Genomic DNA, 23888 nt, shown 5'->3' on the forward strand with positions numbered 1-23888 from the left:
CCCTCCTACTTCACCAGGTAGCCCCGCAGTTCTGAACCCTGGGTAAGCAGCTCGCTTGCGATTTTCGCCAATTCCTCCGTCAGGGCAACCCGACACGCCTCCGTGGTCTCGCAACTCTCAACAGCCGCTTGTAGGCGGCCCATGATTTTTCGGTGGTACGTTTCAGGATGCGGCCCCTCGTGTCCCCGGAGGCGCACCTTGTTTGCAACGTCTTCGAGGCTCATGCCTGCCTTTTCAAATATGGCCTCGCAGATTGGCGTCCAGGGACCACCGGACGCCGCGGATTTCGTGTTCTTGTTCGTGCAGATGTGGTGCACCTGCCCGTCTGCATCACCCGGAATCTGATTGTCCGCATACATCGCAATCGCTGCGACGGCTCCCGGAGCGAGCGCGACGTTGAGGACACCGGTAGCCGACACGGAGATCGAGCGCACCCCGCCGTTCAGCGCAGCCGCGAGCTGAAACCCACCTTCGGCCTGCGCGCGCAGAGCCGCCTGGGAGAAGCCGGGGAGCTTGGGGCCCTGGGCCGCCATCGCGCTCTTTCCGCCAAGGGCCACGGTGACAAGTAACACCAGCACGCGCGCGCCGTTCGTTCCCAACACGCGCCCGAACCGGTGTCCGATGGTCTGCAACTCGATGACGCTCGTCGCAGTCCCCGCCTCGTCCCACAGCCGACCGAAGCCTTTGCCGATCTCCCAGACCGGAATCACACCGAGGTAGGCCACCATGGCCGCGGTCAACGCGACCGTGAGGACTTTGGTGACGGGCTCGGGCAGGGCCATCGTAAGGAGAATGGTCAGCGCAGCAGACGTCAACAGCGCCTTGAGCACCGCCGGGTTCAGCATCTTGCCGACCTCTGCCTCGACGCTCTCCCAGACGATATCGAGTGCGAAGGATAAGGCCATCAGCGTCCGGTCCTTCCGCCCGAACGGTAACCCCGTCCCCCCTACCAGGGGGAGGCATGATTCCGAGTCAGGGCAGATGCGCGCGTACAACGACTCGGGGGAGCCCTCCGTCCCCGAGTCAACGATGCCCTTCGAGATTGCGAGGAGCGTTCTGGACCTGGCCCATCCTCGTTCGTCCGCCTGCTCCGTCTCGCGGAACGCGACGTCCATACGCATGTCGAGGATGAGCCGCGTGAGTGCCGCCTTGAACGCGTCCTCTCCAATCTCGACTGGATTGGTCTCGACCGGGGTATAGGCGAGCTTGCCTTGCCCGGTGTCGAGGTGGATGACCCGTGTCGTCGCGCATCCAGACAGGAGCGCGAGCAGCAAAACGATTTCGTGAATCCGCATGAAGCCCCCCAGAGGCGTAGCTCCCCACCGGGGAGTGGGACCGCCACCTATCAGCTTTATCCGGAAAAACGGAATACCAAGCGCCCGGCATTGCTCCCAGCGCCAGGGACTCATCGGTCATGGAGGGGCGTTCACGCACCGGCGACACGGAAGGCGTCAGCTGCGGTCCATCGAAGAGCAGGTGCGCCAGCTTCCCGAAGAGGAATGGACGACGGTGCGCTGGAAGGCATCCGCAGCCAGCAGTCCTCGCGGTTTGCCGCCATCACCTGCCGCGACTAATAGAGGAACGCGCGCAGGTTGGTGCCCTGCTCCACGTACACCTTCAGGGCCAGGAGCATCTGCGACCAGCCCATGCAGTTGCCGTAGGAGTTCTTCAGCCCCTCCGGCGTCTTCTTCCAGCCGGACTCGGCGATGCGCACCAGCGTCGACGTGTCGTCGAGCGCCTCGAACTCCATGCGGACCCGAGTGAGGTAGTCGCCGTCGCCCGCCTTCCACTCCAGCTCGATGAAGCGGTTGCGCTCCACCTTGCGCACGTACACGGGGAATGCGCCGGGAAAGTCCGCGAAGTCCCACGTCACCGTGGTGCCCGCGTCGAGCGGGGCGCTCGCTCCGTTGGTCGTGAAGTAGCCGCTCAGCTTCTTCGGGTTGTAGACCGCGTCGAACACCTCGGAGACCGGCTTCGCGACCTTGGCGTAGACCTGGAACTTGAGGTCCATCCCTTCCTGCGCCCACGCCTTCTCGCTCTGTTCCTGTGCCATGCGTGCCTCCGAAGCTCGTGCGTTCAAGGTCAATATGTTATAGATTTATAACATGTCAAGCGACGAGGCCCATGACGCGGTCTTCAAGGCACTGGGAGACTCCCGGCGTCGGGCCATGCTCGACCTGTTGAAGGTGCGGCCGATGACGACGGGCGAGCTGGTGGAGCACTTCCCGGAACTGGACCGCACCACGGTGATGCAGCACCTCGGCGTGCTGGAGAAGGCGGGGCTGCTCATCGCGAAGAAGGAGGGGCGGCAGCGGTGGAACTACTTCAATCCGGTACCCATCCAGGAGATTCATGACCGGTACATCAGCCGCTATGCCCAGGGCGCGGTGCACCTGCTCGCTCGGCTGAAGGCGGACCTCGAGGAATGAATCCGCGCGTCCGTTCGCTCCGCCGGCTGGGCGGTCTCTTCTTCCGGATGTACGCCGGAATCATCGTCGCCATCGTCATCGCGCTCCTGGTCATGGTGCGGATGTCCACGCAGCGGCTGCCGCCCCAGTCGCTCGACGCGGCCGAGGCGGAGGCGCATGCGGAGACCTCGGGCCGTGAATTGGAGGGGCTCACGCAGGGGCTCCAGTGGCTCATCGAGCGTGAGCTGCTCTCTCAACCTCGGGAGCGGTGGGAGGAGACGGTGACCGGGTGGCGGGAGCACTTCGACTATCCCATCCTGCTGCGTGCGCGTGACGACGTGCTGCGGATGAATCCGCCCGGGCGCGTGCGTGAGCGGCTGACTCGGGGCGTGCCGTCCGCGTGGCTGAAGTCCTCGGGGGTGACGGGGGACGAGGTGTACCTGTTCCTCCCGCTGCGCGGCTCGGAGCAGGTGTTGGTGCAGGAGTTGAGGCTCGGCCCGAGTCCGCGGCGGGCGCTGGAGTTCCTCGCGCCGGAGACGTCCGTGCTGCTGGCGGTGCTTGGGCTCGCGGTGCTGGTGCTCACGTGGCCGCTGTACCGGCACGTGACGCGGCTGGCGGCCACCGCGAATGCATTCGGGCAGGGGGACTTCCAGGCTCGCGCGGAGGCTCGGGCACCGGAGCCCATCGGGCATCTGGCGCGGACGTTCAACGACATGGCGGAGCGCATCCAGCGGATGAGCCAGGAGCAGCAGGCCAGCCTCCAGGCCATCTCGCACGAGCTGCGCACGCCCATCTCCCGGCTGCACTTCGCTCTGCACCTGGCTCGCGAGACGCCGGACGTGGCCGCGCTGCATGCGCAGCTCGCGGACATGGAGCAGGACGTGGAGGAGCTGGACCAGCTCACCGAGGAGCTGCTCACGTATACGCGCCTGCACCGCGATGCTCCGCCGCTGGAGTGGGAGCGCGTGGACCTGACGGAGCTGGTGACGGAGCTGTTCCGCCAGCTCTCCGTGCTCAGTCCGCACCTGCGGTTCCAGGTGCATGGCTCCGGCACCGTGGAGGTCGAGGGCTCGCCTCGCTACCTGCGCCGGGCCATCAGCAACCTCATCCGCAATGCGCAGCGGCATGCGAAGGCGGAGGTGCACGTGCATCTGGCGCGGGATGCGTCGGGGCACACCGTCTCCGTCGATGATGATGGGCCCGGCATTCCCGCCGCCGAGCGGGAACGACTGTTCCTCCCGTTCACCCGGTTGGATGAGAGCCGGGACCGGAAGACGGGCGGACATGGGCTGGGGCTGGCCATCGTCCAGCGCGTCATGCAGGCGCACCAGGGGCAGGCGCGGATGACGGAGGCACCACTCGGAGGCGCACGCGTCGTCCTGTCCTGGCCGCGACTCCCGGTGCGCGAGCGGTGACAGGCGCACCGGATGCAGGCGCTGGCGATGAATGCGCGCGCCAATAATACCTGACATTCCCCTGTCACTGCGGGCGTGCAGATTCCTCCCATCAACCCGATGCGGTCCAGGAGGACTGCCATGAAGCTCTATTTCCATCCCTTTTCCGGAAACTCGCGCCGCGTGCTGCTCGTGGCCACCCACCTCGACGTGCCTCTCGAGCGCATCGTGGTCGACCTGCCCAAGGGCGAGCAGCGCGGGGGGCCGCACCTGGGGCGCAACCCCAACGGGCTCGTCCCGGTCCTCGATGACGACGGCTTCGTGCTGTGGGAGTCGCGCGCCATCATGCAGTACCTGGCCGAGAAGACGCCGGGGCAGACCCTGCTCCCGACGGACGCGCGGGGCCGCGCCGATGTGAGCCGCTGGCTCTACTGGTGCACGGCCCACATGTCCCAGGCGAACAACATCCTGGTCCGCGAGAACTTCGTGAAGCCGCTGACCGGCGGCGCGCCGGATGCCGCCGAGGTCGCGCGGGGCGCGGCGCTCTTCGCGCAGTACGCGCCGGTCCTGGACGCGCACCTCGCGGGAAGGACGTGGGTCGCGCAGGAGCGCCTGACACTCGCGGACTTCTCCCTGGCCGCGGGGTTCGCCCTCGCCGGTCCTGCGCGCCTGCCGCTCAAGGACTACTCGAACATCCAGGCCTGGCTCGGGCGCGTGCAGGAGCTCGAGGCGTGGAAGCGCACCACCCCGCCCGCGCCGCCAGCCGCCCGCGGCTGACCGCCATCGGTGCCCCGCGGCGGCATCCGGGGACGCGGGAGCGACGAGGCCACGCATGGCTTCCCGCGAGCGCGATGACAAACGGTGACAATCGCTGACGCGACTCCCACGGCCGTGTGCACGGCGCGATGTGAAGAGTCCCCGCGAGCCCGATGTACGGGCCACGGGAGACACCGATGCACCACGAACGTTCCGACACAGGGCGGCACACACGCCGCTGCCTCCTGGCGCTGCTGCTCACCTGCGCCTTCGCCTCCGCCTGCGATGACGACGACCCGCCCTCTTCGCAGGGCGCGGACTACTCCGAGCTGAAGCGCGAGCTCGGGCGTGAAATCCCCCTCGCCCTACAGCAGGCCGGAGTGAAGGGACTGAGCCTCGCGCTGGTGGACGGCGACGAGGTGGTCTGGGCCCGGGGCTTCGGCATGGCGGACGCGGAAGCCAACATCCAGGCCTCCGAGCACACTGTCTACCCCGTGGGCTCGGTGGCCAAGGTGTTCACCGCGTCCGCCGTCATGCAGCTCGTCGAGCGGCAGCGCACCAGCCTGGACCGGCCCATCGAAGAGGTCATCCCGGGCTTCAGCATGCAGGCCCGCTTCACCAGCGAGCCCATCACCCTGCGCAACCTGCTCACGCACCACGCGGGCATCCCCGAGCAGCTCGAAGGCGGCTTCTCGCCCCGCCCCCTCACGCTCGCCGAACGCGTGGAAGCGCTCCGCGACGAGTACCGCGTCTGGCCCGTGGGCACCGTCTACGCCTACAGCAACACCGGCTTCGTCATCGCCGGCCGCGCGGTGGAGACGACCTCCGGGAGCGACTTCGACACGTATATGCAGCAACAGGTCTTCCAACCTCTGGGCATGCGACACTCCGCGTTCCGCGTGACGCCCGCCATCGCCGAGCGGCTGGCGAAGGGCTACGGGACGCTTCCTTCCGAGAGCCTCCCTCCCTACTGGCTGGAGAGCGAAGGGCCCGCGGGCGGCCTGCGCAGCTCCGCGGAGGACCTGAGCCGCTACGTCCGCATGCTCCTCAACGAGGGCCGCTTCGAGGGACAACAGGTGTTGCGCCCAGAGTCCCTCCAGGAGCTGTGGCGCGAGCAGAACGCCGGCAACCCGCTCGACGTCGGCACGCGCATCGGCCTCACCTGGGACCTGTTCGACTTGCCGCTGGAAGGCGGCGGCACCGTGCGGCGGGTGGAGCACGACGGCGGCGCCTACCAGTTCAACGCGGACATGGCCCTGCTGCCGGAACACCGGCTCGGCGTGGTGGTGCTCTCCAACACCGACAGCTCCGGTGGGCTCGTCAACGGCCTCGCCCGCGAAGTGCTCGCACGGGCGCTCGAAGCGAAGACGGGCCGGAAGGTCGCCGCATCGACTCCCATCAAGGCGGAGCCGGAGCCCCAGACTCCCGAGGCGCTCGCCAGATGGGCGGGCCTCTATGCGACGGACGCGGGCCCCATGGTCATCGAAGTGCAGGGCACCACGTTGAAGGCCACTGCCGGAGACCTCGTGCTGGAGCTGGTGCCGCACCAGCAGGGCTACTTCAAGGCCATGGTGCAGGACTCGCCGCTGTGGCTCTCATTCCAGCAGGCCGGGAGCCACACCCTGCTGCTCGGCTACTCGGAGACGCAGGGCGTGGGCGTGCTGGGCACGCACATCGACCCCGTTCCCATGCCGGAGCCCTGGCGCGCACGACTGGGGACGTACACCGCTCCGCCGGGCGCCTCGCGCGAGCTGCTCGATGCCTTCGTGCTGAGCGAGGAGAGCGGCCTCCTCGCCATGGCCTACACGGGCGTGCTCTACGCCGGACAGGTCGTGGCCGTGCTGAATCCCGAGGGAGAAGACCTCGCCGTGGTGGCGGGCCTGGGCCGAGGCCGGGGTGATGCCGTCCGCTTCGAGCACACGACCGACGGCGACTGGCTCACCTTCAAGGGCGTCCGTCTGCGACGAGAACCGTGACGGGCGCACCGCAGCCCCCTTCTCACTTACCGCGCCGCTGCATGCGCTCCATCTCCTCCACCAGCAGCTCGGACACCTTCCTCACGCGGGGGATGTCGAGCGCGGACTTCGCGCACACGAGGTGCGTCTCGCCCTTCGCGTACGGCCCCAGGTCGATGTCCAACGGCACCAGCCCCCTGTCGCGGCAGAAGCGGTGCCCGAGCCTGGCCAGCACCATGGCCCCCACGCCCGACTCCACCGCCGCCAACATCACCAGGAAGTTGTCGGCGGTGAACACGGGCGAGAAGCCCGGGATGAGCGACTCGAGCTGCGGGTTGGGCGGCACCGCCTCGAACGGCGGCGCCCACGCCACCCAGGGAAGCTGCTGGAGCGTCGGCTTCTTCGGCAGCTTCGCCTTGAGGGACTTCGACACCATGACGGCGTTCTGGGAGTGCAGCGTGTAGACGAGCTTCAGGTCCGCGTTCGTCGGCGGCTTCGTGCGCAGGGCGAGGTCCGCCTCGCCTCGCGCGAGGTCGAGGTACTGAATCGTCGACAGCACCTCCAGCCGCAGGCCCGGGTGCTTCTGCCAGACGTGGGCCGCGAAGGGCGCCAGGAAGTCGAAGCAGGCGAAGGGGCTCCCCGTCACGCGAACCAGGCCCCTGGGCGAGTTGTCCGCGGACTCGGCGGCGCGGTGCAGCTCGCCCGCCCACTCGGCCATCTTCTTCGCGGGCAGCACCAGCCGCTCGCCCGCCGCGGTAAGCGCCGCGCCGTCTACGCTCCGGCGGAACAGCGTGGTGCCCAGCGCGTACTCCAGCGCCGCCAGCCGCCGGCTCACCGTGGGCTGGCCCACGCGCAGCCGCCGCGCCGCATGGCTCAGGCTGCCCGTCTCCGCGATGGCCAGGAACAGCCGCGCGTCATCCCAGGAGATATCCATGAATGCATGACCCCATGCCGTAATCGCCGTTTTCCATCCATTCTGGCATCGATACCTTGCGCATGTCTCGACGTCACGGAGCACGCCCCATGCGCCCCAGGTACATCGCCCTTTCCATCGTCGCCGCCCTCGCCGGCACCCTCGCTGTCGCCGGTGCCGTCGGCTTCTCGGCCACCAGCCACGACACCCAGAAGTCCGCGCTCGGCGTGGCCCGTCCGACGAAGGACCTGCTCGCCCTGCTGGACCAGCCCGGTCCGGTGGAGCTGGAGACGGTCAACTCGGCCGACTGGGCGGTGGAGCGCGGCGGCCTCATCAACCTGAACCACCCCACCGCGAAGTCGGCGGGCCTGGCGAATAGTGACGAGCCCATCCAGGTCTACTTCCACGCGCTCCGTCATCCCCAGCAGGGGCTGTTCATCGTGGACACGGGCGTGGAGAAGGCGCTGCGCGACGCGCCCGAGCAGTCGGCGATGAGCGGGCTGGTGCGGAGCGCGATGCACATGGAGAAGCTGAAGGTGCACCTGCCGCTCGGCGAGTGGCTGGCGAAGCAGGAGCAGCCGCTGAAGGGCGTGTTCCTCACGCACCTGCACCTGGACCACATCACCGGCATGGCGGACGTGCCGGCGGGCACGCACGTGTACACCGGCCCCGGCGAGGCGGCCGCGCGCATGTTCCTCAACGCCGCCGTGCAGGGCAGCACCGACCGTTCGCTGGAGGGCAAGCCGGCGCTCTCCGAGTGGTCCTACTCGGCCGAGGCGAATGGCCTGTTCGACGGCGCGGTGGACATCTTCGGCGACGGCTCGGTGTGGGCGCTCTGGGTGCCCGGCCACACGCCCGGCAGCACCGCGTACCTGGTGCGCACGACGAAGGGCCCGGTGCTGCTGACGGGTGACGCGAGCCACACGCGCTGGGGCTGGGAGCACGACGTGGAGCCCGGCACCTTCACCGCCGATGGCCCGCGCAGCGTGGACAGCTTCAAGAAGCTGCGTGACTTCGCCAAGGCGCACCCCAACGTCGACGTGCGGCTGGGACACCAGCACTGAGTGATGCGCGGCACGGCGGCGGCACCAGGTGGAGCATCGGCTTCCTGCTCCCCGGAGCCCGCTGCCTGAAGCGAGCGAAGCACTGTCTCACCGCGCCCGCGCGCCGCGCACCAGCGACGTGGGCGTCACGCCGAGCACGCGCCGCATGCACCGCGCCATGTGGCTCTGGTGCGAGAAGCCCGCCTCGAGCGCCACCTGGCTCGCGGGCAAGTCCCCGCGCAGGAGCAGCGTCCTCGCGCGCTCCACGCGGCGCTGGACGACGTACTCGTGCACCGGCAACCCCGTGGAGCGCTTGAAGAGGGCCCGGAAGTGCGACTCGCTCACGCCCGCGACACCGGCCAATCGCACCAGCGAGAGGTTCCGGTCCAGGTGCTCCTCGATGTACTCCGTCACGCGCTTCAACTGTGACGAGGACAGGCCGCGCACGCTCTCGCCCGGCGCCGGGTAGCGGCCCAGCAGGTGGAACGCGAGCGCCAGCCCCAGGCTCTCCGTGTAGAGCAGCCCGCCCGGGTGGCCCTCCTCGCGGTCCGACTCCAGCGCCCAGGCGATGTGCTCGATGCGCGCGTCGCGGAAGTGGTGGCGCGGCTCCAGCCCGGCGCGGTCGGGATTCATCCCCATGTCCTCCGCCGCGCGGCGCAACAGCGTGGGAGACAGCCGCACGAGGAGCGACGTGTTCTCCGTCTCCTCCTGCCAGACGTCCGACTCTCCGGCCGGGAAGATGTCGATGTCGCCACGCGTGTAGACGAACCGCGTGGTGCGGCATGCGCCCCGGGTCGGAGCGCCCGCATGAATCTTCAGGCGGTGGTCCGGCAGGGCTTCCAAGGAGACCGTCCCGGGAGGCGTCGTGCGCAGGTCCACGCGCAGCCCGACCCGGGCCCGGGGCTCGTCTCGCGGTGGCACCGCGTCATCGTTGAAGGGCGGCGCGAAAGCGGCCTGTGTCCTCATGGCGTGCACTCCTAACGCCGAGTCTCCCCCAGCGCCCGCACGCCGTCGATGGCGTCGTCATCGGAACGTGTCCGGCGGTCATCGGTTCGTGCGCGAACGTCCGGAGCGCCGGAGGCACTGTGCGCGGGCTCGAACGCACCGGTGACTCCACCGGTTCTCCCGAGGACCGACGCATGAACACGAATACCCAAGCAACCTCCCAGGGCGCCCGCGAGAAGCGTGCCCCCGTCACCGTCATCGGCCTCGGCCTGATGGGCGCGGCGCTGGCGCGCACGTTCCTGAAGGCCGGCCACTCCACGACGGTGTGGAACCGCTCGGCGAAGAAGGCCGAGGACCTCGTCGCCCAGGGCGCCACCCGCGCGGCCACCCTCTCCGAGGCCATCCGCGCGAGCCCGTTGGTGGTGCTCTGCGTGCTGGACCACGACGCCGTCCGCGACGTGCTCCAGCACGCTGGTGACGCCTTCCAGGGCCGCATCTTCGTGAACCTCACCTCCTCGACTCCGGCGCAGGCTCGCGAGACGGCCGCGTGGGCCGCGGCGCGCGGCATCGACTACCTCGACGGGGCCATCATGGAGATTCCGCAGGGCATCGGCCGGCCCGAGGCCACGCTGCTCTACAGCGGCTCGCGCTCGGCCTTCACGGACTGGCAGCCCGCGCTGTCGTGCCTCGGAACCGGCACGTACCTGGGCGCGGATGCCGGGCTCGCGGCGCTGTATGACCTGGCCCTGCTGGGCATCATGTGGTCGACCCTGAGCGGCTTCCTCCACGCCGCCGCCCTGGTCGGCACGGAGAAGATTCCGGCGACGACCTTCCTGCCCATGGCGACCGGCTGGATCTCCGCCATGGCGGGCTTCCTGCCGCGCATGGCGGAGCAGGTCGACAGCGGCGACTACGCGACGGACGTCTCCACGCTCGGCATCAACGCCGTGGGGCTCGGGCACCTCGTCCACGCCAGCGAGGAGCAGGGACTCACGTCCGACGTGCCGGGCTCCCTCAAGGCCCTCTTCGACCGCGCCGTCGCGAAGGGCCATGGAGGCCACGCCCTCGCGAGCCTCGTCGAGGTCATCCGCCGTCCGAAGCCGTAGTGACACCTCACACCCAACCCATCAACAGGAGACACCATGGACAACAGGTACGCAGGGAAGAAGGCCGTCGTGACGGGCGGGACGATTGGAATGGGGCTCGCCACGGTGAAGGCGCTCCTCGCCGGGGGCGCCGAGGTGCTGCTCACGGGGCGCAACGAGAAGAACCTCGAGGCGGCGCGCCGTGAGCTCGGGCCCCGGGCGCACGTGGTGCGCTCGGACACGTCGAGCCTCGCGGACATCGACGCGCTGGCCCGCGCCGTCGAGGAGAAGCTCGGCCGCGTGGACTTCGTGTTCATCAACGCGGGCATCGCGCAGCTCACGCCGCTGGAGAAGACCTCCGAGGCCGAATACGACGACATGTTCGACGTCAACACGAAGGGGGCCTACTTCACGGTGAAGAAGCTCGCCCCGCTGGTCCGCGAGGGCGGCTCGTTCGTGTTCACCACCTCGGTGTCGAACGTGATGGGCTACCCCGGCATGAGCATCTACTCGGGCACGAAGGCCGCGCTCCGCTCGTTCGCGCAGACGCTCGCCGCGGAGCTCCTGCCCCGGAACATCCGCGTGAATGCGGTGAGCCCGGGCTTCATCAAGACGCCGACGCTGGGCGTGGCCAAGGCCACCCAGGAGGAGCTCGTCGCCTTCGAGAAGGAAGGGAACATCGTCACCCCCATGGGCCGCATCGGCACGTCGGAGGAGGTGGCGAAGGCGGCGCTGTTCCTTGCCTTCGAGGCCACCTTCACCACCGGCGCCGAGCTGCCCGTGGACGGAGGGCTCGCCTCCGTGAACGCTCCGCACCGGTAGCACGCCTCGACACCGCGCGTGCCCTCTGGTACGCGCGGCGCCCTGGTGCGCCCCGACAACTCCAAGCCCTCCTCCGCCCCCACCTCGCCACGCCTGCCCTGGTGGCCGCTGTTACTCATCGCGGCAGCGGCCTGGCTGGTACGGGCCGCGGGCTTCTTCCACCGGAGCGGAGCCTTCGGCTATCCGGTGAGCTACGACCAGGGCGTCTACTTCAGCGCCGCCGCGCTCCTGTCGCACGGTGTGCTGCCGTACCGGGACTACTTCTTCGTCCACCCGCCCGGAATCGCGGTGCTGCTCGCGCCCGTGGCCGCGCTCACGCACGGCTTCGACACCACGGCGGCCTTCTCGGCGGTGCGCTGGCTCATCCCCGGGTTCGGCGCGCTGAGTACGTTGCTGAGCGGCCGCATCGCCCAGGAGCGCTGGGGCACGCGCGCGGGCGTGGTGGCGGCGCTCGTCTATGCCCTCTATCCGGAGGCCACCGAGTCCGAGCGGAGCCCCTTCCTGGAACCACCGCTCAACCTCGCCTGCCTCGCGGCGGCGTGGGTGTGGCTGCGTCCCGGAGAGGAGCGGCGGCGGGACGTGTGGGCCGGAGTGCTGCTCGCCACCGCGTGCGCCGTGAAGCTGACGGCCGGGGCGTGGGTGCTCGCGGCGGTGTGGGCGCGCGGTGGGGCGGGTGAGTGGCGGCGCGTGCTGCGCGTCGTGGGCGTGGCCGCGGGCGCGGGTGTGCTGTGGCTGGGCCCCTTCTTCGTGCTCGCTCCGGAGGCCATGGTGGAAGGCCTGCTGCGCTTCCAGTTGCTGCGTCCGCCTGACGGAGTGCTGGACGTGTGGCAACGGCTGCTCGCGGTGGTGGGAGGGCGCCACGTCGGCGTCTCCGTGCTCGGGGCCGTGGGGCTCGCCGTGGCCCTGGCGCGGCTGCACCGGAGGGAGGCCGTGGCCGAGCGCCTCTTCAGCGCGGCCTGGCTGCTCACGCTCGCGACGTTCCTGTCCTCGAAGAGCTACTGGCCCCACTACAACGTGCAGCTCGCGACGTCGCAGGCGGTGCTCGCCGGGCTGGGAGCGTCGTGGGCGCTGGGCCTCGTGGAGCGGTACTCGCGCAAGGCGGCAGCGGTGGCGGCGCTCGCGGTGGCCTTCGCGGTGCTGTATCCGGTGCCGGCCGTCATCGAGCTGACGAAACAGAAGGACCCGGGACTGCTCGCGCTGGGAAGCACCCTGCGGGCCTCCGTCCCGAAGGACGCCACGCTCTGCACCTTCGAGGCCTCGTGGGCCCTCGCCGCGGAGCGGCTGCCCGGAGTGCCCCGCGGTACGCCCGCGCTCGTGGACTCGTATGGGCTCATGCTGCACGACGCCCTGGAAGGCCCGGAGCGCTTCTCCCACGTGCGCGCCGCGTTCGACGATGAGCGCTCGCAGCGCTCGGTGCTTCCGCTGCTCGCGCGCTGCGACTACCTCGTCCTGAGCGACCGGGGAGAGATGCAGCTCACCGCCGAGAGCGAGCGCTGGGTGCAGGAGCACTACACCCGCGACGGTCTGCTGTGGAAACGCAGGAGCCCGTAGGTGCGCCCGCTACGCGCTCGCGAGCGGTTGCCGCAGCGCCGCCTCCAGGTTGTCCAACTGGATGCGTGTCCCCTCCTCCCGCTCCTTCGGAGAGGCGAGCCCGTCCAGGAAGGCGCCCTGCTCGGTGAAGACGAGCCGCGTGCCCGCGCCCTCGCGGTGCAGCTCCACCGTGGCCAGTGAGACGGAGATGCGCTGGGCATCCAGGTGCATGTCATACGTCCAGACGATGCGCCGGTCCGGGACGATGTCTTGATACACGCCGTTGAACGCATGCACCGGCCCACCCGCCGGGCCGGTGTGCAGCCGCTCGCGCCCGCCCACCCGGAAGTCGAGCTCGTAGAGGCTCGGCTGCCAATCGTCATGACACGCGAACCAGCGCGCCTTGAAGGCGGGGTTCGCCCACGCCGCGAACACGCGGGCAGGTGACGCGGCGTAGGTGCGCTCGATGACGAAGGTGGAGTGCGTGACGGTGCGTTCACTCATGGCACGCGGGTTCTACTGCGGCCGGAGGATGGCGTCCCGCGGCCAGTACCCCACCGCCACCCAGGGGAAGGACTTGTCGTCCAGCCGGAACCCTCGCAGCGTGTCCCCCACGACGAGCTGCTCGGGCTCCCAGCCCGAGGAGCGATGCTTGCGGTAGTAGATGGACCTGGAGTTGCCCTCTTGCCGCTGCCACGCCACCCACGGCTCCCGCATCGAGTCGATGACCAGCCGTGGCGACTCCATCTCCAGGTAGAAGGAGGGAGTCACTCCCTGCAATTGCTCCGGAGGCGTCCAGTTGCCACCCAGGGCACCTGACTTCCAGAACGAGGCGAACACGTAACCATCCTGGATGTTGGACGCGGACTCGTTCCACACGACGACAGGGCTGCCCTCGAGGCCCCCGCGTAGCGCGATGGCGCTCTTCCCCGTGCTGCCGTCGGGCAGGCCCGAGAGCGGCTCGCCCAGGGGCTTCCAGCTTCCGCCCTGGGACTCCCAGAACTCCATCACGAAGACGCGCCGGCCGTTCCCCTCCAGAGGCGTCTCCGACCAGGCCACCACCACCCTCGATTCGTCGACGGCAATGGCCGGGTACTGCGCGGGAGTCCAGGCCGTGGAATTGCCATTGAGGACTTCCCCGAGGTACCGCCACGCGGAGCCGTTCCACCGCGCCACCCTCACGTCGAGCTCGCGCTCCACGTAGACGAGGGCGGGGCTCCCGCTCGAGTCCAACTTCATGTCGAAGTAGACAGAGCGCCCGCCGGTCTCGAAGGGTGCTCCCAGGGGCGTCCAGGCGGTGCCGTCGAACCGGGAGACATGAATCCGGTCCAGCTCGGTACGGGTGTCGGTCTCGGTCCAGGCGAGCACCAGGACTCCGCCCCTCACCTCGAGGTGCAGGTCCCTTGGCGAGCCCGAGCGCGCGTCCTCCGCCCGGGGCGGCGGGAGGCGCTCCCACGCGCTCCCCGTCCAACGCGACACGGCCAGCTCGCCCGTGGTCAACCGGGTCTGGGCGTCATTCTCGAGGAAGGCGACGACGGGCGTGGAACCCTCCATGGCGAAGGCCATCCAGCCACTGTCATTCCTCGCGGTCATCGACACCGGGCTCACGGCCCGGACGAAGGGCCAGTAGGTGACCTGCCGCTGGTAGTAGGACTCGGCGACCTCCGTGACGAGCGGATTGCCAGCCCGGTCGGTCATGTCCCGCTGGACCAGCTCCGCGTGCAGGGTGACGGGTGGACGGAGCGGCGATGACGGCACGAGCCGCAGGACACGCCCGTCCTCGCTGAGCACCGCCTGATGCGCCACCGTGAAGCCATTGCCATCTCGTAGCAACGTGGGCGCGACCAGGAGCGACTCGGGCAGGAGGGGCTCGGAGAAGACGAACTCCACCGGCGAGTCCGTGCTGGGGAAGAGCTCCGGCGGGTACTGGGACTCCAACCCAGGCGGGTCGCGGTCCACCACCACCGAGGTGCTCGCGCTCTCGAAGGTCTGCCCCTCCTGCACGGCCCGCACGACGAAGGAGAAGGTCCCCTGCTCATGGGTGGTGCAGTCGATGGTGTGGTGGTACGGGGCGTCGAGCCGCGTGGTGTCCCGCCTGTTCGTGACGAGCTCCACTCGCTCCGGATTCCCGCCCTCGACGTTGATGAAGAGCGTCCACTCGCCCTCGCGGCAGAACCCCGGCCCCCTTGCCGCCACGGAGACGCGGAGCTCGGGGGGAATCGGGTCGACAGCCATGGGCGGCCACCCGTGCGGTTCCGACTTCAGGAAATCACAGGCGGCGAGCCCCAGGCAGAGCAGCAAGGACACCCAGGAGCGGGAACGGCGGGAAGGCATGAGGGCCCTCGTGGAGGGGAGGCGTGTGACATGTCCTTGGACACGCGAGGCAGCACTCCTGGGACTTCAGTGCAACCAGCCGAGGCCAACACTTCCACCCAGGGACGGCGCGCCTCGAATACCCTCTTCCCTCCGCACCCACGTATGGCCCGCGTTGCCCAGCAGCGACACCGCGAAGGGCCCGCCCACCGGCAGCCACACCCCGCTCGCCACTCCGACGTAGGGATGTAGCGCGAGGCCCGTCTCGCCATTGCTGTACTGCCGCTGGCTGGACAGGGTGGCGCCAGCCTCCACGGCGAGCTGGAGGTGCAGCCCATGCCAGTCGCGCACGAGGTGGCCCACGCCCAGCCGCAGCGAGTGGTCGTTCTGCACGAGGTCCCCGGTGGGGTGACGTCCACGACGCACGTCGAGCGTGGCCGTCGCCAGGTTCACCGGGGACGCCGCCCAGGCCCGCTGGAGCGCGATGGTGCCGCCCACCATCGTCCCGAAGGAGTCGATGAGGGGCACGCCCACGCCGGCGCCGAGATGAGCCATCCACTGCGGGGACAGCGCCCCCTTGAGCGCGTGGGCCGCCAGCTTCTGGGGACGGAGCTGGGCGCGCGTCACCTCCGCGCGGCCGGCGTCGGGCACCTGCACGCGCGCCACCAGGGCCGAGTGCTCGCCACGCATGGTGAGGATGTAGCTGCCCGCGGGAAGCGCCAGCGTGGCGGAGCCCGCGCCCTTGCGCACGTGTCCGAGGATGGGCTCTCCCGCGAGCGTGGACACCGTCCAGTCGCCGGGCTCGTCGATGGCGAGCGTCAGGAGCGACGTGGCGCGCGCGGGCGCGGAGAGGACGAGGTCTCCCTTCCCCTGGAGGTCGAAGTGGAAGGAGGGGTGCTGCGTGCCCGCGCGGGACAGCAGTGAGGACTCCACCGTCCGGGCATACGAATACGTATAGGCCTCCGCGAGCGTGACGCGGCCGTCCCCGGACACGTCCGCCGCCCCGCGCAGCGCGGCCACCAGGTGGTGCGTGAAGATGGAGCTGGCGAGCGAGTCCGACTCCTGCGCGGACTCGTCCGCGGCGGACGCGGTGATGATGACGCGCCCGGCGAGCTCCGGCCGCTCCAGATTGACGAGCACGCCGGGAATGGGCTTGAGCCCCTTGAGGCGCGCCGCCTCGCCGGACTGGCACGAATCCACCACGAGCAGGGCGACACTCACGGGGGCGCTCTCGAGGAAGCGGACGATTTCTCCCAGGGGAAGGCGCGTGCCGCCCAGGTGCAGCTCGCCCGCGTCCGCGTGGCTGGAGACGTAGACGAAGAGCTGGTCTCCGGGCCGGGCGTGCTTCTGGAGGTGGCGCTCGAGGCGGGCCAGCGCGTCTCGCACCGCGTCCGCGTCGGTGCCGAGCACCAGCAGCGCATCCTCGCGACGAAGCCCGCCCACCTCTTCCAGCACGCCCAGCACCGTGCGCGCGTCGCGCTCCGCGTAGCGCAACCGGGCATCCGCGCCGGTGCCCCGGTTGTTGCCCACCGCGATGGCGAACCGGCGCGGCGTGGTGTGCACCTCCCGCGGCGCCTCCTGCGCCACGGGCTGCGCCGCCACCACGGCCGCGAGCAGCAACGCGAGCGTCACGGCCGCGCCTCGACCTGGAGCGACACCGCCGCGTGCGCGGCTCCCGGGGGAAGCCCGGCGGGCTCCTGGCAGGCCGCCGTGCCCGAGGCGCCGGAGCACTCCGGCGCGTGCGTGACCAGCCAGTCGCGGACCTCGTCGAGCCGCAGCGGCGTCTCCGAATAGATGGCATGCACGGCGAAGTCCCCTCGAGTCACCTGGAACAGGGGCGCGGGCTGACCGGCGTCCAGCTCGCCGCTGCGCACGGCCCCCAGGGGCCACAGTGCCTCCACGCGTCCCCCACCGTCCATGGAGACGACCAGCGCGTAGCGGCGGCCTCCGCTCCTAAGTCGCAGCGCCACCTCGTCTCCTTCGCGAAGGACGGAGTTCACCTCGCCATCCACCAGCCGCAGCAACTCCACGCCGGGCGGGCCCTTCACGCGGAGGTCCGGATGCGGCGGTACCGCCGACACCGGGCTCGCGGTGTCCGCCGCCAAAGAGCCGCGGAGCACCACCACCGTGGCCAGGGTGACCAGCACGGGGACGAGCAGCCATGCGGCGAATCGTGACGCCTGGGGCCGCGAGGGCCGTTGTGCCGCCGCCTCCGAGAGGACGTGGGCACGGGCGCGGGAGAAGCGGAGCGAGGTCCGGACGCCCTCCGCGTGGGTCCGCAGGAGGGACTCGCGCTCGCGGCAGGCGTCGCAGGTGTCCAGGTGCTGGGGCCTCGGGCCGCCGTCCAGCACCTCGTCCAGGGCGAGGTCCGACAGGTGTTCACTCATCTGCCACCTCCTCGCACGTTCCTGGGTTCACCCAGGGCACGGGCCAGGTCGCTGATGCGCTGCACGTCGCGCACGATGGTCTTCCGGGATAGCCCCAGCACCTGGGCAATCTCCTCCTGGGACAGCCCGTCCAGGTAGTACAGCGCCGCCACGGTGAGGCCGCGCTCGTCCAGCTCGCGCGACAGCTTCCGCAGGAAGTCGCGGCACTCGGTGGAGGCGAGCGCGTCCACCGCGCCCTCCGGCGCCTCCTCTTCCCCGGCGGCCACGTCGCGCAGGGCGCGCGAGCGGAGCATGTTGAGGCAGACGTTGGTGGTGACCCGGTAGATGAAGGTCATCGGCCGGGCCTCGCGCCGGAACTCGGAAGCGGACTGGATGAGGCGGATGTACGCCTCCTGCACGGCGTCCCAGGCATCCGCCTCGCGCTGGAGCAGGGAGATGGCCCTCCGGTACATGCCTGGGGCATACCGGTCATACAGCTCCTGGAGCTCCGCCGCGCTCAACGCCTGGGACATCGCTGCCACATTGGACACGTGGGCCACGAAAGCTGGGACATCAAAAGGTGCGGAAAAGGCGTCCGGCGCACTGAGCCGCACCGGACGCCCGCAGTCCATCAGGGATTGAGGATGTGGACCTCGGAGGATGCCGGAGCATTCCGGTTGATGGCCACGAGGTCCGGCCCGTTCCCGAGGAGCTCGAAGCCGAGGATGCTCGGGTCATCCCACCGGACCATCTCGAACGTCCAGTTCGCGTTCGTCGGGTGGAGCGCGGTGCCGGCCTGCAACACGAAGTTCGTGAAGCCGCTTGCGCCGGACACGGCGTGAATCTCGGTGGAGTTGGTGGCACCGGAGCGGAGGATGCCCACCAGGTCCACCGTGAGGTCGCCGTCGACTTCGGCCAGCTCGTACTCCCAGCTTCCCGCGCTGGGGAGCGCGGTGGTGGCATGCAACAGGAAGGTCTGGAACTGGTCCGCGCCGTTGAGGATGTGGATGTCCACCAGGCCCCCTGCCCCCAGGATGTTGATGGCGACCAGGTCCAGCGAGCCGTCCTTGTTCCAGTCATTCAGCTTGAAGTCCCAGTCACCCGACGTCGGATGCAGGCCGGTATTCGTCTGGAGCAGGAACGTCTGGAAGCTCGAGGCCCCGGAGAGGATGTGGACCTCCGACGACGCAGACCCTGCCCGGTTGATGGCGAACAGGTCCTGGCTCCCATCCTTGTTCCAGTCGCCCACCTCGAAGACCCAGGACGCGTTCGTGGAGTACAGCCCCGTCGCGAAGTGCCCCAGGAACGTCTGGAAGCTCGAGGCCCCGGAGAGGATGTGGACCTCCGTGTTCCCGGACTGCCCCACGGGCTTGACGTAGAAGAGGTCCGGCCGCTTGTCGCCGTTCCAGTCCGCCGCCTCGAAGTGGGCGTCGTTGCCCACCGGAGACAGGGCGCTGTTCACCTGGACCAGCCAACTGTCGATGACGCCAGTCGAGAGCAGCCGGTCGGGAGAGCCGGCCGTCAGCCCCGTCAGCTTGCCAGTCGTGGCGTTGTTCACGAGGAAGTCGCGCACCTCCTGCTGGGTCGCATTCCGGTGCACCTGGAGATAGAGGGCCGCGGCGCCCGTGACATGCGGGGCGGACATCGACGTGCCACTCTTGAGGCCATTCCCATTCACGGGATTCGCCAGGGTGGAGCGGATGCTGTCACCCGGAGCAAAGAGGTCCACGCAACTTCCCTGGTTGGAGAAGCCGGCGACCGCGTCCGACGAGGTACTGGCACCGACGGTGATGGCGGCGGACAGCCGCGCGGGGGACTTCGTGCAGGCATCCGCGCCATTGTCGTTGCCGGCGCTGACGATGGTCACCACACCCGAGTCGATGAGTCCCTGGACCGCCTCGTCGAGGGCCTGACTCGCGCCGCCGCCCAGGCTCATGTTGGCCACGGCGGGAAGCAGGCGGTTCTCCGCCACCCAATCCACGCCAGCGATGATTTCCGCCGACGAGCCGGCGATGCAGGGGAACACCCGCACCGGGTGGAGCGTCACGGCCTGGGCCACGCCGAACTGCTGCCCGCCGACAGTGCCCGCCACGTGCGTGCCATGGCTGGCATTCGCGCCCACGTTGCCACAGTCCCCCGTGCCTCCCACGTCACCGACGGCATTGAACCCCGCCGCGAGCTGCCCGGAGAAGTCGCTGTGCGTGCTGATGCCCGTGTCGATGATATAGGCATGCACCGCCGCCCCTCGGGCATTGAAGCCATACTGCTGATTGAGCGGCAGGGCCGCCTGGTCGATGCGGTCCAGGCCCCAGATGTTCTGGGTCGACGGAGGAGTCCCCACCGTCGTCGACCGGGTGGCGTCCGGGTGGATGACCGTGGCCTCCTCCACGTACGCGACCCGAGGGTCCTCGCTGAGGCGCAGGGCCTGCGCCTCGCTCATCTTGACGGAGTACCCCTGGAGCGCCGCATGGAACACGCGCTGCGTCTTCCCTCCATGGCGCGCGTCCAGTTCCTTCGCGAAGCGGCTGACGGCGTCCCGGGCGCTCTCCTGCGAACGCAGCGCCTCCCCGACCGCGTCCTTCTTCAAGACGACGATGTACGAACCGGGCATCGCCTCCTTGACCTTGAACAACTTCTGGCGCGGCGCGACCTCCTTGGGACTCGCCGCGTGCGCGGTCATGCACGTCAAGGCCAGAACACCCGCGGACAGCAGACTGCCTTTGAAACGCCTCATGTCGTTGTCTTCCCTGGTTGTTGTCTGACGACTGGAGTGCCCAGGCATGCCAAACCAGACGCGCGGCCAGGAATCGCCTGCGCGCTCGATGCCTGGGACGTCTCCGCCGCATTGGACACGCGGGCGACGAAAGCTGGGACATTCGAGAGGAGGTGGTCCATGCTAGCGGGTGCCCATGCCCGACCCGAGCCACCCGGAGCTGGAAGCCGCCATCCTTCGTGCACCGAACGACGCGGAGGCCTACCTCGTCTATGGCGACTGGCTCCAGGGCCAGGGACGGCAGGGGAATGCCGAGCCTTCGAACGCTCAAGCTGCACGACCTGGGGTTCTCGGACGTGCTCTGCAAGCAACTCCCTGACTCGGAGCTCCTCCTACAACTGCGGGAACTGATATCGAGGGCTGACCCGAATCATCGAAGCGCTCAGCGTGGCCCGCCCAGGGTCCGCACGAAGAACAGGAGCACGTCTTCGAAGTAGTAACGGTCCGCTGGCGGCACGGGGCCATGGGGCTGGCCCGGCATGATGAGCAGCTCGAAGCGCTTGCCCTCGCGGATGAGCGCCTCGGCCATGCGCATCGTCGTGGAGAGCGTCGCATTCACGTCGCTGGTGCCGTGCATCATCTTGAGCTGTCCCTGGAGCTTCCCCGCGAGCGCGACATTGGAGCCCGCCTCGTAGGCCGCCGGATTCACGCCCGGCAGTCCCAGGTAGGGCTCGTTGATGATGGCCTCTTCCTCCAGCGCGCCTGGAGCGCCGGCGTAGCCCGCCTTGAAGAACTCCGGCGCCGTCAGCATGCCGCGCAGCGCGAAGTATCCGCCCCACGAGTGGCCATGGATGCCCACCCGCTCCAAATCCATCCACGGGCGCGTGGCGGCGGCCTGCTTCAGTCCCGCGACGTAGTCGGGAATCTCCGTCTGGCCCACGCGGCCGTAGTTCGCATCCTGGAACGCCTTGCTCCGGCCGGTCGTCCCCCGAGGGTCCAGCATCACCACCACGAAGCCCATCTGCGCCATCGAGGCACAGAGCGACCCAGGCCAGCTGACGTAGGTCCAGGGCACGACCGTCATGAACGGTCCGGCATAGATGTATGCAATCACCGGGTAGCGCTTCGAGGGGTCGAAGTCGCGCGGCGTGTAGAGCACGCCATGCAACGGCGTCACGCCGTCGGCGGCCGTGACGGTGAGCGCCTCCGGAGGCTTGTAGCCCAGCTCCCCGAGCGCGCTCACATCGGCCGTCGTGAGGCGCACGCGCGTCTTCCCATCCGTGGAGGCCACGTCCCGCAGACGCGGCTGCGTCCGAGAGGACCACGAGTCGACGAAGTACTTCCCCGACGGCGCGAGGATGATTCGGTGCATCCCCGAACCCGATGACAGCCGCTTCAGCGCACCACCTTTCAGGCTGCCCCGGTAGAAGAGTTGCTCGTACGGCGCGCCACTGTCGGCGGAGGCCAGCACGAAGACCGCGTCCCCCTCCACGCCGAGCACCTCGTGCACCGGAAAGGCTCCACGCGTGACCTGCCGCACGAGCCGGCCCGTCACGTCATACAGGTACACGTGTCGCCAGCCGTCGCGCTCGGACATCCAGAGGAAGCTCTTGCTGTCCGGCAGGAGGCGGACCTGCTTCGCGAAGCCGCCCGCCTCCAGGTCCAACCCCACCACGAACGTCTCCGGCCGCTCCTCGCGCAGCACGCGCCGGCGCTTGCCGGACATCGGCTCCGCTCCGGTCAAATCCAACCGCTTGCCGTCTCGCGAGAGGTGGAGACTCAGCGCCTCGCCACTGTCGGGACGCCAGCCGATGAAGAAGTCGTGCGTCTCGCCCTCGGCGGGAGTGACGCCCGTCACGCGGCCCGTCGCCACCTCGATGATGTGGAGCTCGCGCTTCGGCAGCGGCGTCCCCGACTTCGCATAGGGCACCCACGTCACCTTCTCCAGCGCGGTGGAGTAGTCCACCACGGGCACCTTGTGGACACCGCGCAGGTCGTCGCGGAAGACCGCCAGGAAGCGGCCGTCCGGTGACCACGGGTCGTCCGGAATGCGCCAGCCGTAGTGCTCCTCACCACCGCGCTCCACCACCACGCCCCCATCCGTGCGGCGCACGGCGAATCCTCCGTCGCGCTGCTCCGCGACGGCATCTCCCTTCGGCGAGACGAAGTGACTCGGCGACAGGGCCAGCGCGGACACGTCGTCCGGAGCAACGGCGATGACGCGGCCATCCGTCAGCCCCAGTCCGAAGACCTTGCCCTCGTGGCGGAACACGATGCTGCGCTGGTCCGGAGCAATGGCAACGTCGGTGAACCGGAGCGAGGTGACCGGGTGCCCCACCAACCCGGAGAGCTGGGCCCGCAGCTCGGCACCGGGGAGCAGCGGCTTCATCGCTCCCGTCCGTGCATGGAAGACAACCCACGTCCCGGAGTCCTCCGACCAGAACACCAGCCGGTCTCCCTCGCGGAACCACTTCGGCGGGACGAAGCTGTCGCGGATGAGCTCCGGCATCCGGATGAACCGGTCGGCGAGCTCCAACCGCTCCTGGAGCTTCGCGTCCGGAGTCTGTGACGTCGCGACAGGCGCGCTCGCCAGGGTCGTCACCAGGAGACCGACAGCAAGGAATGGGCTGCTCATGCTCCAAGGGTACGGAGCCGGATTCTGTAATACCAATATCTCTTTCGACGCCCATCGAGACGGATATCGTCTCGATATGGAATTCCGTCAGCTCCAGCTCTTCATCGCCGTGGCGGAGGAGCTTCACTTCGGCCGGGCCGCCGCGCGGGTGGGCATGGCGCAGCCACCGTTCAGTCAGCAGATTCGCAGGCTGGAGTCGGAGCTGGGTGTGCAGCTCCTCGCCCGGACGAGCCGGCGCGTGGCCCTCACGCCCGCCGGGAGCCGGCTGCTGGAGGACGCTCGCGCGCTGCTGGCGAAGCGCGCGGACGTCATCACCACCGTCCGTCAGGCGGCGCGCGGAGAGACGGGGACGCTGCACGTGGGCTTCTCCGCCTCGTCCGCCTTCGGCGTGCTGCCCGACATCGTGCTCCGCTTCCGGAGCCGGTTCCCCGCGGTGAAGCTGGAGCTCGATGACCGCGGAGCGCTGAACGTCGGCACCGCCCTCACCACCGGCGAGCTGGACCTGGCCATCGTCCGCGCGCCCTTCCAGCACGAGGGTGTGACGGTGGAACGACTGCTGCGCGAGCGCTTCGTGCTCGCGCTCCCGACGAGACATCCCCGAGCACGTCAGCAGACCGTGGCCCTGTCCGCGCTGGCGAATGAGCCCTTCGTCCTCTTCCCCCGGAGCTCGGCGCCCGGCCTGCACGATACGGTGACGAGCATGTGCCTCGCCGCGGGCTTCTCTCCGCGCATCGTCCAGGAGGCCACCGCGTGGACGTCCGTCATCGGCATGGTGGAAGCGGGACTCGGGCTCACGATTGCGCCGATGTCCGCCCAGGCGCTCCGACCGAAGGGCGTGGTCTTCCGCGCGCTGCGAGATGCCTCGGGCCACGCGGAGCTGTCCATCGCCTTCGCGGGGAAGCAACCCTCTCCCGCCGCCGCGCACTTCCGCGCCGTGGCACACGAGGCCGCGGCGCGCCGGCAGTGAGGAGCCCCGGACCCACCGCGCCCGAGGCACCCCATTCAACACC

Annotated in this window: 20 protein-coding genes and 1 pseudogene; 10 read left to right on the forward strand and 11 right to left on the reverse strand. The window is 69.4% G+C overall.

Features of this window, described 5'->3' with window-relative positions; translation table 11 throughout:
• Positions 1–5: 5 nt before the first annotated feature.
• Both ACVTJA_RS51605 and ACVTJA_RS51610 read right to left on the reverse strand, forming a co-directional pair.
• Positions 6–1295, reverse strand: coding sequence for an AHH domain-containing protein (locus ACVTJA_RS51605; protein ID WP_465832205.1), 1290 nt, complete (start codon positions 1293–1295; stop codon positions 6–8).
• Positions 1296–1570: 275 nt separating this feature from the next.
• Positions 1571–2053: an SRPBCC domain-containing protein gene (locus ACVTJA_RS51610; RefSeq protein WP_465832207.1), complete on the reverse strand. Its 483-nt coding sequence runs from the start codon at positions 2051–2053 to the stop codon at positions 1571–1573.
• Positions 2054–2105: 52 nt separating this feature from the next.
• Here ACVTJA_RS51610 and ACVTJA_RS51615 point away from each other — a divergent pair, with 52 nt between their 5' ends.
• The 4 genes from ACVTJA_RS51615 (at position 2106) to ACVTJA_RS51630 (ending at position 6534) form a co-directional block, all read left to right on the forward strand.
• The gene (locus ACVTJA_RS51615) at positions 2106–2429 is read left to right on the forward strand and encodes an ArsR/SmtB family transcription factor (RefSeq protein WP_465832209.1); all 324 of its coding nucleotides are present in this window, start codon (positions 2106–2108) and stop codon (positions 2427–2429) included.
• Positions 2426–3823 (forward strand): ATP-binding protein, encoded by a 1398-nt coding sequence (locus ACVTJA_RS51620; protein ID WP_465832211.1) that lies wholly within the window; start codon positions 2426–2428, stop codon positions 3821–3823. The genes ACVTJA_RS51615 and ACVTJA_RS51620 overlap by 4 nt, the downstream gene beginning before the upstream one ends.
• 120 nt (positions 3824–3943) lie before the next feature.
• The gene (locus ACVTJA_RS51625) at positions 3944–4579 is read left to right on the forward strand and encodes a glutathione S-transferase family protein (protein WP_465832213.1); all 636 of its coding nucleotides are present in this window, start codon (positions 3944–3946) and stop codon (positions 4577–4579) included.
• Between the two features lie 176 nt (positions 4580–4755).
• Entirely contained in the window at positions 4756–6534 is a 1779-nt protein-coding gene (locus ACVTJA_RS51630; protein WP_465832214.1) for a serine hydrolase domain-containing protein, read from the forward strand.
• A 22-nt stretch (positions 6535–6556) separates the two neighbouring features.
• Here ACVTJA_RS51630 and ACVTJA_RS51635 read toward each other — a convergent pair whose 3' ends face one another.
• Positions 6557–7447 carry a LysR family transcriptional regulator gene (locus tag ACVTJA_RS51635; RefSeq protein ID WP_465832216.1) on the reverse strand — a complete coding sequence of 297 codons (891 nt, stop codon included), beginning with the start codon at positions 7445–7447 and terminating at the stop codon, positions 6557–6559.
• An 89-nt stretch (positions 7448–7536) separates the two neighbouring features.
• Here ACVTJA_RS51635 and ACVTJA_RS51640 point away from each other — a divergent pair, with 89 nt between their 5' ends.
• The gene (locus tag ACVTJA_RS51640; protein ID WP_465832217.1) at positions 7537–8490 is read left to right on the forward strand and encodes an MBL fold metallo-hydrolase; all 954 of its coding nucleotides are present in this window, start codon (positions 7537–7539) and stop codon (positions 8488–8490) included.
• Between the two features lie 87 nt (positions 8491–8577).
• Here the strand turns inward: ACVTJA_RS51640 and ACVTJA_RS51645 are convergent, their stop codons facing one another.
• Positions 8578–9435 carry a helix-turn-helix domain-containing protein gene (locus tag ACVTJA_RS51645; protein ID WP_465832219.1) on the reverse strand — a complete coding sequence of 286 codons (858 nt, stop codon included), beginning with the start codon at positions 9433–9435 and terminating at the stop codon, positions 8578–8580.
• A gap of 173 nt (positions 9436–9608) precedes the next feature.
• Here ACVTJA_RS51645 and ACVTJA_RS51650 point away from each other — a divergent pair, with 173 nt between their 5' ends.
• The 3 genes from ACVTJA_RS51650 to ACVTJA_RS51660 are packed head-to-tail and all read left to right on the forward strand — an operon-like array spanning position 9609 to position 12872.
• Positions 9609–10520 carry an NAD(P)-dependent oxidoreductase gene (locus ACVTJA_RS51650; protein ID WP_465832221.1) on the forward strand — a complete coding sequence of 304 codons (912 nt, stop codon included), beginning with the start codon at positions 9609–9611 and terminating at the stop codon, positions 10518–10520.
• Between the two features lie 36 nt (positions 10521–10556).
• Positions 10557–11321 (forward strand): SDR family oxidoreductase, encoded by a 765-nt coding sequence (locus tag ACVTJA_RS51655; RefSeq protein WP_465832223.1) that lies wholly within the window; start codon positions 10557–10559, stop codon positions 11319–11321.
• A gap of 18 nt (positions 11322–11339) precedes the next feature.
• Positions 11340–12872, forward strand: a complete 1533-nt coding sequence (locus ACVTJA_RS51660) for a glycosyltransferase 87 family protein (protein ID WP_465832225.1) — start codon at positions 11340–11342, stop codon at positions 12870–12872.
• A 9-nt stretch (positions 12873–12881) separates the two neighbouring features.
• On the opposite strand, the gene ACVTJA_RS51665 is transcribed toward ACVTJA_RS51660, so the two are convergent.
• The 6 genes from ACVTJA_RS51665 to ACVTJA_RS51690 all read right to left on the reverse strand — a co-directional run bounded on the left by ACVTJA_RS51665 (position 12882) and on the right by ACVTJA_RS51690 (position 20264).
• Entirely contained in the window at positions 12882–13355 is a 474-nt protein-coding gene (locus tag ACVTJA_RS51665) for an SRPBCC family protein (protein ID WP_465832226.1), read from the reverse strand.
• Positions 13356–13367: 12 nt separating this feature from the next.
• Positions 13368–15086: an Ig-like domain-containing domain gene (locus ACVTJA_RS51670; RefSeq protein WP_465832227.1), complete on the reverse strand. Its 1719-nt coding sequence runs from the start codon at positions 15084–15086 to the stop codon at positions 13368–13370.
• Between the two features lie 165 nt (positions 15087–15251).
• The gene (locus tag ACVTJA_RS51675) at positions 15252–16796 is read right to left on the reverse strand and encodes a caspase family protein (protein WP_465832229.1); all 1545 of its coding nucleotides are present in this window, start codon (positions 16794–16796) and stop codon (positions 15252–15254) included.
• Positions 16793–17551 (reverse strand): hypothetical protein, encoded by a 759-nt coding sequence (locus ACVTJA_RS51680; RefSeq protein ID WP_465832230.1) that lies wholly within the window; start codon positions 17549–17551, stop codon positions 16793–16795. Before ACVTJA_RS51680 ends, ACVTJA_RS51675 begins: the two co-directional genes overlap by 4 nt.
• Complete coding sequence (locus tag ACVTJA_RS51685; RefSeq protein ID WP_465832231.1) at positions 17548–18063, reverse strand: RNA polymerase sigma factor; 516 nt, start codon at positions 18061–18063, stop codon at positions 17548–17550. The genes ACVTJA_RS51680 and ACVTJA_RS51685 overlap by 4 nt, the downstream gene beginning before the upstream one ends.
• 98 nt (positions 18064–18161) lie before the next feature.
• Positions 18162–20264, reverse strand: a complete 2103-nt coding sequence (locus tag ACVTJA_RS51690; protein ID WP_465832233.1) for a S8 family serine peptidase — start codon at positions 20262–20264, stop codon at positions 18162–18164.
• Between the two features lie 187 nt (positions 20265–20451).
• Here ACVTJA_RS51690 and ACVTJA_RS51695 point away from each other — a divergent pair.
• Positions 20452–20541 (forward strand): annotated as a pseudogene (locus tag ACVTJA_RS51695) (TIGR02996 domain-containing protein); the annotation flags it as partial.
• Positions 20542–20685: 144 nt separating this feature from the next.
• On the opposite strand, the gene ACVTJA_RS51700 reads toward ACVTJA_RS51695, so the two are convergent.
• Complete coding sequence (locus ACVTJA_RS51700) at positions 20686–22878, reverse strand: S9 family peptidase (RefSeq protein WP_465832234.1); 2193 nt, start codon at positions 22876–22878, stop codon at positions 20686–20688.
• A gap of 76 nt (positions 22879–22954) precedes the next feature.
• On the opposite strand from ACVTJA_RS51700, the gene ACVTJA_RS51705 reads away from it, so the two are divergent.
• Complete coding sequence (locus ACVTJA_RS51705; protein WP_465832235.1) at positions 22955–23845, forward strand: LysR family transcriptional regulator; 891 nt, start codon at positions 22955–22957, stop codon at positions 23843–23845.
• The last annotated feature ends 43 nt before the right edge of the window (positions 23846–23888 follow it).

It is taken from the genome of Pyxidicoccus sp. M6, assembly GCF_055568925.1.